Genomic DNA, 13,703 nt, shown 5'->3' on the forward strand with positions numbered 1-13,703 from the left:
AATTCTACCGTGATTATATTTTTGCAGTTCTTACAAATAATGAAGAACTTGTGGATAACTTGTCACACACACACACACACACCTTCTAATTCAAATTAAGAAAATTTTACTTTATATATTAGGTTTTGAATTTAATAATATAGGCGGTTTGTGCAATATTAAAAGAGGCAAAGTCATAAGTAAAAAGGATATTAAAATTTCTTCAAGTAAATATCCTGTTTATTCTTCTCAAACATCAAATGATGGGTGCGTTGGTTATATCGATACTTATGATTATGATGGTGAATATGTTACATGAACAACTGACGGAGCTTACGCAGGAACAGCATTTTATAGAAAAGGAAAATTTAACATTACCAATGTTTGCGGATTATTAGATATAAAAAATCGGGAAAATGTTTTAAGTAAATTTTTATTTTTTTGATTATCTGCAAATATGAAGAAATACGTAAATAAAAATATTTCTAACCCTAAAATGATGTCTAACGAAGTTGCTAACATCCAAATTCTTATCCCACCTATACAAATTCAAAATTATATAGTTAATACATTAAGTAAATTAGAAGATTTATCTAAAAATTCAGTTAATTCTATTCCAAAACTTATAGAATTAAATAATAAGAGATATAAATATTATTTAGAGAAATTATTCGAGTTTGAAAAGAGAGAATAAATATGGACAAAAAAGTAAGTTCAATTCTTCAAAGTGATAGTTTTACCGTTATAGGTGAGTATGATTTTGAAAAAAATAAAAATCAGTATACACAGTATGAAAGTGAATCAAAACTAGAAGAACGCTTTATTGAAAAGTTAGTTGATTGTGGATACGAGTATGCTAATTTTATTAAAACTGAAAATGATTTAATTAATAACTTAAGAGATAAATTAGAAAAATTAAATAAAATCAAATTCACTAATACAGAGTGAAGAAGATTTTTTAATGAATATATTTCTAATCCAACTAACAAATTAATTCAAAAAACACGTCAAATTCAAGAAATTAGAATTTTAGAGTTTGAAAGAGATGATAAAACATTTAAAAATATCAAATTAATTGATGATAAAAATATTAATAATAATTATTTACAAGTTATTAATCAATTTGAAAATACAGGAAAACACAAAAACATTTATGATGTAACGATTTTAGTTAATGGTTTTCCAATGGTACACATTGAACTTAAAAGACGTGGAATAGAGCTTAAGACTGCTTTTAACCAAATTGAACGCTATAAGAACGAATCTTTTTGAGCTAACTCTGGTTTATTTGAATATGTACAAATCTTTGTTATTTCTAATGGTACAGAAACTAAATATTATTCAAATACCACAAGAGAACACCAATATATTGAAATTGAAAATAATCAAAAAGATAAAAAAGCATATGTAGGTTCATGAGCTTCTAAAACTTTTGAATTTACAACTTATTGAACTGACTCACGTAATTACATTATTAATGATTTAATGGATTTCGCTCAAACATTTTTTGCTCGTCATACGATATTAAACATATTAACTCGTTACTGTGTTTTTAATACTGACGAAAAACTACTTGTTATGCGTCCATATCAAATTGTGGCTACCGAAAGAATTTTAAATAAAATCAAATATGCAACAAATAACAAAGAGTATGGAACCATTAATGCTGGTGGTTACATTTGACATACTACTGGAAGTGGAAAGACTTTAACAAGCTTTAAAACAGCCACTTTAGCATACCGCGATAACGAAATTGAGAAAGTTGTTTTTGTTGTTGACCGCAGCGATTTAGATTCGCAAACAGTAGATGAATATAATCGTTTTCAAGAAAACTCTGTTTCTGGTAATTTTAATAACACTGAGTTATTAAAAAAGAATTTGGAAAGCAAAGATTTAAATTCTAAAATTATTGTTACAACAATTCAAAAGTTAAATAATTTAGTTAAAAATCCTAAATATAATAATTTATCTGTTTATAAAGAAAAAGTAGTTTTTATTTTTGATGAATGTCATCGTTCACAATTTGGCGAAATGCATAAAAATATTATTAATAAGTTTAAAAACTATTATATTTTTGGTTTCACAGGTACACCAATTTTTGCAGCCAATGCACTAATTTCAAAATCAAATGTTTTTAATGTAACAACTGAGCAAGTTTTTGGTAAGTGTTTACATCAATATACAATTGTTGACGCAATTAGAGATGCTAATGTTTTACCATTTCAAATTAAGTATCCTTCAGTAGCGAAGTTTAACGCAATTAATTATAAAGATGAGCGAGTTAATGACATAGCAAAAGAAAAAGCATATCGTCATCCAGAAAGAATTAAATCACTTTGTGAATATATACTTTCTGATTTTGATCATCTTACCAAAAGAAACACAGAACAATTTTTTAAACTCAACATCAAAAAAAGAAATGAACAGGGAATTTTAGTCAGCACAGGACAAAGCAAACAAATTCGCGGATTTAATGCTATGTTAGCGACTGCTGATATCCCTTCTGCAAAGCTTTATTATACTCAGTTAAAAAGAATGCTAAATGATCCAAATAGCATTCATGCACTGAGAAAATTAAAAATTGCTTTAATTTATTCATATAATCCAAATGAAAATACTGAAAATTATGACACTGATGGTTTATTTGATGAAAATAACTGAAGTGTTAGTGGACTAGATAAAAGTTCAAGAGAATTTTTAGAACACGCAATGGGTGATTATAATCAAATTTTTGGAACAAATTTTTCAACTGATGATCAAAGCTTTAGTAAATATTACAGTGATGTTTCAATGCGAATGAAAAATCGTGAAATTGATTTACTTATTGTGGTAAATATGTTTTTAACTGGTTTTGATGCTCCAATTTTAAACACATTATTTGTTGACAAGAATTTAAGGATGCACGGATTGATTCAAGCTTTTTCAAGAACAAATCGGATTTTAAATTCTATAAAAACAAATGGCAACATTATTTGTTTTCGTAATATAGAAGAATCAGTTGAAAAAGCTATTGCTTTATTTGGAGATAAAGAAGCAAAAGGGATTGTTCTAATTAAAACTTTTGATGAATATATTAATGGTTTTCAAGATTTGCATAATAAATGGCAAGCAGGTTACAAGCAAGTTACTAGTGATTTAAAATTTAATTTTCCAATTGAAAAGATTTTTAACGGAACATACCTTTTAAATAAGGAGCAAAAGAAAGATTTTGTTCGTTTATGATCACAATTTTTAAGAATTAATAATATTTTAATCGGTGCTTTTAGTGATGAATTTGAAAATTATAAAGAATTACATGCTGCAGAATTAATAAACGAATTTCAAAGTCAAAATTATCAAAGCTTATATAATCAATGTTATAGAGAATTTGTTCAAAAAATTGAACGTACTGATATTAATGAGGATTTAGAGTTTGAAATTGGAATTGTTAAATACTATGATATAGATATTGATTATATTTTAGACAAAGTACAAAATTTAAGAAAAGATAATGTAAAAGATAAAGAAATCATCACCAACATCGATATTTTAGTTAACTCGAGCCTTTTATTTTATGATAAAAAAGAACTTATTGAAAATTTTATTAAAAAATATAATCTCCACTCGGAAAATGATAATATACAAGAAAAGTTTGATACTTTTGTAAGCGAAGAACGTGCTAAAGCAATCGAAGATTTAGTTCTAAAATATAATGGTAAAGTAAAAATAGATAAATTTAGAAAGTTTGCAGATAACTGCTTAGAAACAAAAAAGGTCAACACTTACGGAGTTGAACTTAATAATATTATTATTAATGCAACTTTTCCCTTTTTAACAAGTGATCCAAGCTTGTCTTATACAAAGATTAAAGAAAGCATTATCGAAGATTTAGAAACTTTAATTAAAAAATACTAAAAACACCAAAAAACACAAAACTTTTTGTGTTTTTTTAATTTTTTTATTTTATATAATATTTCGGTAAAGGAGATTTATTATGAATGAAATTATTTTAAGAAGTTATCAAGTAATAAAAGTAAATATTAATGTAATCAGAAGTTTGATTAAGTTTTTTGTAATTAATCAAGAGTTTAATTTTGGGAATTTAATTAAGTAAAATGAATAAATGAAATTATAAAAAATATTTATCATTAGGTGCAGTTGTTTCTCCACTAATATTAACAACAAGTTGCATACAAATTACTAATAATAATTCAAATGGATTTGCAAAGCAAGCAGCAAAGAGTGATTATAAATTAATCAAGCGTTTTCAAAAAACGAGTAGATTTGAATTTGTAGAAAATAGCTTTCAAAATAAACTATCAATTGCGGACAAACAATTCATTTCAGAGCACTTACCAAGCTTTTTTGATAGTAAAGAAAAAATTGATCATATTTTAAGATTTAGAAGTGATGATTTTTATAAAGACTATGAATTAGTCGGTTATGAGCCTTATGATCAGGAAGCTCTTTTAGTTGTGTATTTTAAAAATAATGCTTATAAAAAACTTCATATTGCTGAATTGGACTTTGATCTTGAACCAGAGCTAGATTTTGTTATTTTACAAGGATTTAAAAAAGCTCCTTTAGAAGATTCTAAGGTTTTAACTTTGAATAATAAAGCAACACCAAATATGGTGGGAATTGCATTTGAAAATAATGAAAACAATTTAATTTCAGCAAATGGTTCATTTGTAAATTATTTAGCAACACAAGAACCGCAAGAGTATCCAACGACTTGATTTTTACTTTCTGCTGGTCATCCATTTTTTGACAAAATGGATGGTTCAAGTTTTGATTTAAATGTTTTTAATACTGATGGAAAAATAACTACAAAAGCAAGGGTAATTCAAGACGGTAGAAACCAGTGAGATCACGATATTAGTTATTTTAAAAAGATGTTACCAGAGAAATACCAAAATCTTGATATTAAACCATTTTTAGATTACAGCATTTTAGAAGTGAAATTTAACTCTGTCGAAGAAGCAAAGAAATATACTGCTAAAAGTTTTAATATTTCATACTTAACAGATAATTTATTACAAGATCGAGTTGGTTTTTATGACTTCCAAGAAAATAAAGCGGTATATAAAGAAATTGAAAGAAAGCACAAATACATTGAAACAAGAGCAAAGTCTCTTGATTCTGAAATTATAGAATTTTCTAATTTCTTCTATAATACAGCAGAAATTTCTTTTTTAAAAAATCAAAAGGTATTTGAAATTAATGGAGAATATTTTATTGATTTAAGTATACTGCAACCTGTGCGTGACACAAAGCTAGGTGCTGGTTCATCAGGAGTACTAGCTTTTAATGATGATAATTATTACTTAAAAGTGGCAGAAAATCAAAATGATGGGTTATGGATACTTACATCAACCGCACCAGAAATTAGATATGTTTTTGAGTTACCATTTAAATTTGAATTACTTGGTGGTTCAGAAGAACTTTATGAAGAAGTTAAAAAGCTCACATACGATATCTTTGCGAATCTAAGCAAAGAGTCAAAACATCAAACAAAAAGCTTTATAAAAACGTTTAAAAAATTATATCCTAATGGTAAATTAGGAATAGAAGCTTACTATACAGATAATACCGAAAAATAAAATAAAAATCACAAGACTTTTGCTTCTTGTGATTTTAATTTACTTTTTAAAAAGTGCGGTTTGATAATCTTTACCATAAACTTTAATTAAAGTTTCACGGTAAGAATTACTTTGATGTGGAAATTTTTGTTTATCAGTACCATCAATAATATTATATGGTTGCACATATCCATTTATAGCATTTGAGTAAAAAGGTCTATTTAATGTAAAAGCAACATTAAGTGATTTAACTAAATCAGCATGCGTTCTGTCGTTTTTAAGAACTGGTTGAGTTCCACTTGAACCAAATAGCAATCCAATTGGTAAATTATCTTGGTTAACTACCAGTGAACCACTAGCACCACCGATAATTCGTTTACTTACTAAATTTTCATACATTAAACCATAAAAAGTACTTCGCGGTTCATTGTTAAATTCTACTCCATGATCTCCAATAACGTGTCCGTTACCTTGATCAAGAGTACGTCAGTAGTTACGCTCAATTCCTTCATTTAGACCAATAGTATTTAGTAATTTACTATCTGGACTATATAAAACTTTATTACGATTTTGTTCAAATGGATAACCCACAAAGTAATCCCAATATGGTTGCTCTGCAACTTTTCCATTTGAAAAGTATTTTTTAATTTCTTGGTCAACAAATTTAATTTTAGCGATAGTGTTTGGTTCAATAAAGTTATTGGTATCAAAATCACGACCTAAATCGTTATTTATAAACATAAAGACAGAACCATAATCCATTGTTGCGTATGGTAATTTGTTAGTTTGCATTGGACTTAATCCACTTGCAAAATAGCTAATGGAATTGTTTAATTCACTAATGGCACCTTCGATTTTTGCTTTTAGAGCATAATTAATTTTGTTTTCTTGTCTTCTTTTTTGTACTTCGATATTATATTCAATAGTGTTTGGAGTTGCAGTAATAGGATCTGTTTCCATAAAAGTATCAAAATCATAATCAAATTCAATGACAGCAAATTCAGTATAGTACCGAGCATTATATAAATTAGAAACACTTTGATCCATAAAATTATGTGCTAAAAATAAATTTTTAGGTCATAAATTTTGTTTTAAAGTTTTGTATTCAAAGCGCGAATTAGGTTCTAAATAATCATTAACAGAACCTAAACGAATATTAGTAATCTGTTTTTGTCTATTGGGTTGACTGTTAAACTCATAATCATTTGAATGATAAAGTTCAGCGGCAACGTGATAATTGGTAGCAAAAAACAATTTATAGTGATTTTCACTAACTTGATGATAATCAAATAATCAAATAGTTCCTGCTGTGTTGGTTCCATCATCAAAATCTCAGCTAAGTACAAATGAACGCTTATTAATAGCATCAAGGTACTGACGATTCGTATCAAATTTCATGTCAGTGTTATTAGCGAGGTTAAAACGTGCTATTTCTGGATGATTAGTGTAATAATCATTAATTTCCGCTTGAGTTAAAACTTTATTTTCATCATTTAAATTCTTTGATGGTGTTTGTTCTGTTTCTGAGTCTCGTGAATCTGTTTTTTGATTAGTAGCAGAATCAGTTTTATTGCTTTTTTCCTGTAATTGTTGCTCTAAGCTTGAAATTTTTTCTCTTAAAGTAGTAACTAACTGATTTAATTGTGTAATTTTAGACTTTAAATTTGATAGTTCTGATTGCTGAGTGACAATAGTTCTTTCTAAGTTATTTTTTTCTTGCACTAAAGCTGCTATTTGTTTTTGTAAATTCTTAATAGCTAGCTCTTTTTCACTGAGTAATTCTTTGTAACGGGAATTTGATTCATTTTGTTTTTGTGTTTCAGGATTATTATTTGTATCTCTTTGTAAATTGCTTTTTTGTTGAGATTCAAGCTGGTTAATTTTTGCTTCATACTCTTTTAAAAGTTGAGTTTTAGAATCTAATTGCTTGACTAGATTTGCAATTTCAATTTCCTTACTTGTTAGTTGCTGATTAAAATCACTTTGTGTCTGGATTTTTGCATTTAAAGTAGCAATCTGGATTTTTAATTGTGCAATTTCATCATCTTTTTGTTTTAGTAAAACGCTTTGATTGTCACTGTTTTCTCTTGGTGAACAAGAGCTACTAATAATTGGTGTTGTTAAAATAACGGGTGTTGATAGCATTAAAAATTTTCATTTTCTCATATAACCTACTTATTTTAATTTTATACTTTTGTTTTGTAAAGTCAGAATAAAAAAGCATGCCAAAGGCACGCAAAATTAACTACGTCAATTTTTTTTAAAGTAATCGTAAAATTCGTTATTTTCTAATTTCTTAGTTTTAATAAGTTTTTGAACAATTACATCTACAATATATAGCTGTGAAATTTTAGAAGAGATTGGAACAACTCTATTTTTCTGTTCAAGGGTTTGAAAGTTAATTACAGAAATATTTTGAACAGGTTTAATATTTGTATTAGTGGTTACAATAACAGATTTGATTTTAAATTTTTTAACACAATTTAAGAGGAAGTTGTATTCATGTGAATTAAATTGTTTTGAAAAAATAACTACCACAACGTTTTCTATATTTAATGTCTTACTTCAAACTGCTATTTCGTGAACATTACTGGTTGATAAACAAGATTTACCAATAGTTAACAGTGAGTTTTGCATCTCTTGTGCCGCAATTAACGAAGTACCAATTCCGATAGCAATAACTCTCTCTGCTTTATTAATAAATTTTGTTGCACGTTTTAGCTCAGATTTATCTAATAAAGATGCTGTTGTTTCAATGCTGTGTTTATAAAAAATTTCAATACTTTCGATTTCGCTTAAATTCATTGAATTTGTATAATATTGAAACTGTCTTTCTTTTTCAAGAATTAAGAACTTTTTAAGATCTTTGATTGAATCAAAACCAATTCTTTGGACAAATCTGGTTACTGCTGCAATGGAAACGTTTGTTTGTGATCCAATTTCTGTAATTGAGTTATTGATAAAGTCTTCTGGATTGCTTTCGATAAAATCAAGAATTTTCTTTTCATTTTTTGTTAATTTTTCAGTCAAAAGATTTGCAAATATTTTCATACCTTTATTATATTCTTTATCAAAAAAAGTTTTTTTGTAAAAAATTTAATTTTTATTTTTTAAGAACTAAAAATTCAGGGTATTTGATAATCAGCTAAAAAATTAATAAAAATAAAGAAGTATACTATATATTATGATGAAAAATAAAAAGTTTATTGTTTCGTGTCAAGCTTTAGAAAATGAACCACTTTATGGTGGAGATACTGTAACCAAATTAGCAAAAGCGGCTCTTTTAGGAGGTGCTGATGGTATTCGAACGAGTCAGTTAAACAATGTTATTGATATTAAAAAGAACTTCCCTGATGTTTATTTAATTTCAATTATTAAAAATAGTTATCCTAATTCGGAAGTTTTTATAACTCCAACTCTTTGTGAATTAAAAGCCTTATTAGAAACAAATACTGATGTTATTGCACTAGATGCCACTTTAAGAAAGCGTCCCAAAGAAACTTTAAGTGAAATGGTAAGTTATTTTAAAAAGTATAAAAAAGAGTTTCAACGCTTAATGGCTGATTGTTCGACGATAAAAGATGTAAAAAATGCTATTAGTTTAGATTTTGACATTATTGGAACTACATTGCGTGGTTACACTAAGGAAACAGAAAATTGCAGTAATATTGAAAATAACTATCAATTTCTTAAAGATGTTTCAAATTTATGCAAACAAAATAACAAGCTTTTTTATGTTGAAGGAGGAATTAATACTCCAGAGTTAGCAAGGGATGTATGAAAACTAGAAATTGATGGTTTAGTAATCGGGAGTGCAATCACTAGACCTATGTTTATTACCAAGCAATTTAAAGAGAAGCTAAAATAAAAGTCTAAAAAACCAAAAAGATTTTAATAATAAAAATTTTTGTGGAATTTTTTGCAGAAAATTAAATTAAATTTGCAAAATAGTAACGTTATATATTTGAAATGTTAAAATTTAATTGACTAAAATTTATCTTAAATTCAGTAGTCCATTTTTTATTTATTAATAATTTTACGGAGGAAAAATGACACCACATATACAAGCGAAACAAGGTGAAATCGCTAAAACAGTTATTATGCCAGGAGATCCACTTAGAGCAAAATTTATTGCTGAAACTTTTTTAGATCCAGGTTATAAATTAGTTAATACTGTTAGAAATATGTTTATGTTTACTGGAACATATAAAGGAAAACCTATTACAGTCGCAGGAAGCGGAATGGGTTGTCCTTCTATCGGAATTTATTCATATGAATTATTCAAATTTTATGATGTAGATAGAATTATTAGAATTGGTTCAATGGGTTCATATCAAGCAGAATTAGGATTATACGAAGTTGTTTTAGCAACTGAAGCATATGCAGATTCAGATGCATTTAGAAGAATTGCATTAGGAAAAGAAGGACAAGTTGCTTTTCCAAGTTCAAAATTAAATGATGAAATTCGTTCAGTTGCACAAAACTTAAAGATTAAATTAAATGAAGGAAGAGTTCACTCTTCAGATGTATTTTACTCAGTAATTCCGGTTGAAGAAAGAATTGCTACTACACAAAGTGTTGGTGTAGAAATGGAATCATACGCATTATTCACAAATGCTGAAGTTACAGGAAAAGAAGCAGCTTGCTTACTTACAGTTAGCGATAACCTTATTACACATGAAGAAACTTCAGCTGAAGAACGTCAATTAGCATTTACAAAAATGATGGAGATTGCTTTAAATTTAGCTAAATAGTATGAGAGTAGTTGATTTAATTGAAAAAAAACGTTTAAACAAAGAATTAACTAATGAAGAAATTAAATTTTTAATTAATTCTTATGTTGAAAATAAAACACCAGATTATCAAATGTCAGCATTTTTAATGGCTGTAATGTTTAATGGAATGAATGCACGTGAAATTGCAACAATGACTAAATACATGATGCATTCTGGTGATGTTATTGATTTAAGTGAAATTCCAGGAGTTAAAGTTGATAAACACTCAACAGGTGGTATTGGTGATAAAACTACACTTGCAGTAGCTCCGATTGTTGCAGCTTGTGGAGCACCTGTTGCTAAAATGAGCGGTAGAGGATTAGGACACACAGGTGGAACAATTGACAAATTAGAATCAATTCCAAACTTTACAGTTGAAGTTAGCGAAGAAAACTTTATTAAACAAGTACAAGAACATAAAATTGCAGTTATTGGTCAAAGTGCAAAATTAGTGCCTGCTGATAAAAAATTATACGCATTAAGAGATGTCACAAGTACAGTTGAATCAATTCCGTTAATTGCTTCAAGTATTATGTCTAAAAAATTAGCCACTGGAGCAGATGCTATTTTATTAGATGTTAAATGTGGTAACGGTGCATTCATGAAAGATTTAGAATCAGCTCGTGCTCTTGCTCAAACTATGATTAATATTGGTAAAGAGCTTAATGTAGACGTGCGTGCAGAAATTACTAACATGTCTCGTCCAATAGGTCGTGAAATCGGAAATAAAAACGAAGTTTTAGAAGCTATTGCTACTCTTAAAGGTCAAGGACCATCTGATTTTAATGAACTTGTATTTTCTTCATGTGCTACTATTTTAGAACAAGCTAAAATTGCTACTTCACATGATGAAGCACTTAATATGATTAAAGAAGTTATTGCTAACGGTTCAGCACTTGATAAGTTTTATGAATTTGTTAAAATTCAAAATGGAGATGTAGAAGCACTTAAACGTAGTGATTTTTGAAATCCTAAATATAAATTAGAGGTTAAAGCTAAAGATAGTGGATATTTAGAAATTTTTGATGCTTTAACTTTCGGATTAGTTTCAATGAAGTTAGGTGCAGGACGTAAAACCAAAGAAGATTCAATTGATTTTGAAGCTGGTATTACACTTAATAAAAAGACAAATGAAGTTGTTAAAGAAGGTGATACTTTATTTACACTTTATTCATCAAATCCGATTGATACAGAATTAGTAACTGAACTTGAAAATGGATATCAAATTAATCAAGAACCAGTCGAAAATAAAATTATTTTAGATAAATTAAAATAATAAGAGGAGTAAAAAATGAATTACAATAAAATGATTGATCATACATTTTTAAAAGCAGAAGCAACTACAAAAGAACTTGATAAATTAGTTGCTGAAGCTGTTAAATATGATTTTAAAACAGTATGTGTTAACTCTTCATGAGTTAAATACGTTTCTGAAAAATTAAAAGGAACAGGAATTGGTGTTACAAGTGTTGTTGGTTTCCCTCTTGGAGCAATGATTACTCAAGCTAAAGCACATGAAGCAAAATTAGCTATTGATCATGGTGCTGATGAAATTGATATGGTTATTAACATCGGACGTTTCAAACAAGGTGATTATGAATACGTTCTTAATGACATCAAAAAAGTTAAAGAAGCTTGTGGAGAACATGTTCTTAAAGTTATTATCGAAACAGCTTTATTAACAACTGATGAAATTAAAAAAGCAACAGAAATTGTTATGAAATCAGGAGCTGAATTTATTAAAACTTCAACTGGATTTAGCTACCGTGGGGCAACACTTGAAGATGTTCAAATTATGAAATCAGTTTGTGGAGATACACTTTTAATTAAAGCAGCTGGTGGAATTAGCAATATGGATGATTTAATTGCTATGTACAATGCAGGAGCTACTAGATTTGGAACTTCAAGATCAGTTGCTATCGTTGAAGGAAAAGATTCAAAAGGTGGATACTAATAGAGAAAACTCAAATGAGTTTTCTTTTTTTTAACATTATATATAATATAAGTACTATGAAAACAGAATTACTGACAAAATTAACAAAAGAAGATAATTATTTTAAAATTCTATTTATTGGAGATGTTTTTGGTAAGCCAGGTTTACTAACTGTTGAAAGAGTTCTTCCGAATTTAATCCAAAATTATAAAATTGATTTTGTTATCGCACAAGGTGAAAATGTTTCAGGTCGCAAAGGACTAAATTATGAGGACTATTTATTCCTTAAAAACAGTGGTGTTAATTGTCTAACTATGGGTAACCACGTATGAGCTAATAGTGAAATTTTTAATTTTATTGATACATCTGATGTTATTCGTCCTTTAAATATAAATGATAGTTATCCTGGGAAAGGAAGTAAAATTTTTTCAGTAAAGAGCAAAGGTAAAGAGTATAAAATTAGAGTAACTTCTTTAATGGGAATAAGTTTTAATCAGCTTATGAAGCCTTGAAATGAAGAAACTGCTAACAGTTTCTTTGATGCAGCTGATAAATTGATTAATAATGATGAAGAATTTGATTTTGATTTTATTGACTTTCATGGTGAAACTACAAGTGAAAAATATGTTTTGGGTTTATACCTTGATGGTAAAGTAGATGCTATTTGCGGAACTCATACCCATGTACAAACAAATGATGCAAAAAAATTCCCAAAAGGCACATGTTTTATAACTGATGCTGGAATGACAGGTCCAGAAAATTCAGCTATTGGAGCTAATTTTCAAGAAGTTTATGAAAAAATGCGTTATGATGCTCACAAATCTTTTAAAGTCAGTGAAAATAATACTCAATTTAATTCTGTTTTAATACTCCTGGATAAAGATAAAAATAGACAAAAAAATTTAATTTTTCCAATTAATTTCTCAAATATTGATTTATAATAATATAAATAAGTAAATAAAATTCGATTTTATAACAAGGAGATAGTTATGACTCAAACAAATGAATTAGCAAACAATCAAAACGAAAATCAAGAACAAGAAGCAAAAAGACAAAGAAATAAAAAAATTCTTTTAGTTACTTTAGTAGTTATTTTTGTAATTTTACTAGCACTTATTGCTGTTGAAATTGCATATATTGCTGATTTTTACATTTATAAAGATTCAGGAAATGACGGGTTACTTTGAACAGTAGCACAAAGACAAACTGGATTATTTGGTAACTTCAATAATTAATATTCCTTGTATATTTTAATATGTTAAAAAATTAAATTAATATTTTAAATAATAAGCTTAGTGCTTATTTTTTTATCACTTATATTAATAAAATAAAAAAATAAAAATTTTAAAAAAATGTTTGTTTATTTTAAAAATCATGTTATCATATTTAAGCAAACAAATTGCAAAATAAAGTTCTTTGAAAACTAGATATATACAATACATGACAGTCAATTTT

11 protein-coding genes are annotated in these 13,703 nt (G+C 27.5%); 9 read left to right on the plus strand and 2 right to left on the minus strand.

The genetic code is table 4. The annotated features are described in order from the left end of the window. The first annotated feature begins 118 nt into the window (after positions 1-118). The 3 genes from EI91_RS00005 to EI91_RS00015 all read left to right on the plus strand — a co-directional run bounded on the left by EI91_RS00005 (position 119) and on the right by EI91_RS00015 (position 5,561). Positions 119-673 (plus strand): restriction endonuclease subunit S, encoded by a 555-nt coding sequence (locus EI91_RS00005; protein WP_281171503.1) that lies wholly within the window; start codon positions 119-121, stop codon positions 671-673. Positions 674-675: 2 nt separating this feature from the next. After that, positions 676-3,873: a type I restriction endonuclease subunit R gene (locus EI91_RS00010; RefSeq protein ID WP_036451669.1), complete on the plus strand. Its 3,198-nt coding sequence runs from the start codon at positions 676-678 to the stop codon at positions 3,871-3,873. Between the two features lie 200 nt (positions 3,874-4,073). Continuing rightward, the gene (locus EI91_RS00015; protein WP_036451672.1) at positions 4,074-5,561 is read left to right on the plus strand and encodes a hypothetical protein; all 1,488 of its coding nucleotides are present in this window, start codon (positions 4,074-4,076) and stop codon (positions 5,559-5,561) included. A gap of 39 nt (positions 5,562-5,600) precedes the next feature. Here the strand turns inward: EI91_RS00015 and EI91_RS00020 are convergent, their stop codons facing one another. Further along, a complete protein-coding gene (locus EI91_RS00020) occupies positions 5,601-7,706 on the minus strand; it encodes an MIP family Ig-specific serine endopeptidase (protein ID WP_036451675.1) in 2,106 nt (701 codons plus the stop codon). 75 nt (positions 7,707-7,781) lie between these two features. Beyond that, the gene (locus tag EI91_RS00025; RefSeq protein WP_036451677.1) at positions 7,782-8,591 is read right to left on the minus strand and encodes a MurR/RpiR family transcriptional regulator; all 810 of its coding nucleotides are present in this window, start codon (positions 8,589-8,591) and stop codon (positions 7,782-7,784) included. Between the two features lie 133 nt (positions 8,592-8,724). Here EI91_RS00025 and EI91_RS00030 point away from each other — a divergent pair, with 133 nt between their 5' ends. The 6 genes from EI91_RS00030 (at position 8,725) to EI91_RS00055 (ending at position 13,483) form a co-directional block, all read left to right on the plus strand. Next, complete coding sequence (locus EI91_RS00030; RefSeq protein WP_211245397.1) at positions 8,725-9,408, plus strand: N-acetylmannosamine-6-phosphate 2-epimerase; 684 nt, start codon at positions 8,725-8,727, stop codon at positions 9,406-9,408. A 181-nt stretch (positions 9,409-9,589) separates the two neighbouring features. Next, positions 9,590-10,294, plus strand: coding sequence for a purine-nucleoside phosphorylase (deoD, locus tag EI91_RS00035; RefSeq protein WP_036451680.1), 705 nt, complete (start codon positions 9,590-9,592; stop codon positions 10,292-10,294). Between the two features lies 1 nt (position 10,295). Continuing rightward, positions 10,296-11,591 carry a pyrimidine-nucleoside phosphorylase gene (locus EI91_RS00040; protein ID WP_036451683.1) on the plus strand — a complete coding sequence of 432 codons (1,296 nt, stop codon included), beginning with the start codon at positions 10,296-10,298 and terminating at the stop codon, positions 11,589-11,591. Positions 11,592-11,606: 15 nt separating this feature from the next. Further along, positions 11,607-12,269, plus strand: a complete 663-nt coding sequence (gene deoC, locus EI91_RS00045; RefSeq protein ID WP_036451687.1) for a deoxyribose-phosphate aldolase — start codon at positions 11,607-11,609, stop codon at positions 12,267-12,269. A gap of 56 nt (positions 12,270-12,325) precedes the next feature. Next, entirely contained in the window at positions 12,326-13,189 is an 864-nt protein-coding gene (locus EI91_RS00050; RefSeq protein WP_051789141.1) for a TIGR00282 family metallophosphoesterase, read from the plus strand. 48 nt (positions 13,190-13,237) lie between these two features. After that, positions 13,238-13,483, plus strand: a complete 246-nt coding sequence (locus EI91_RS00055; RefSeq protein ID WP_036451689.1) for a hypothetical protein — start codon at positions 13,238-13,240, stop codon at positions 13,481-13,483. The last annotated feature ends 220 nt before the right edge of the window (positions 13,484-13,703 follow it).

The sequence above is a fragment of the Mycoplasma buteonis genome (genome assembly GCF_000733865.1).
Classification (GTDB): domain Bacteria; phylum Bacillota_I; class Bacilli_A; order Mycoplasmatales; family Metamycoplasmataceae; genus Mycoplasmopsis; species Mycoplasmopsis buteonis.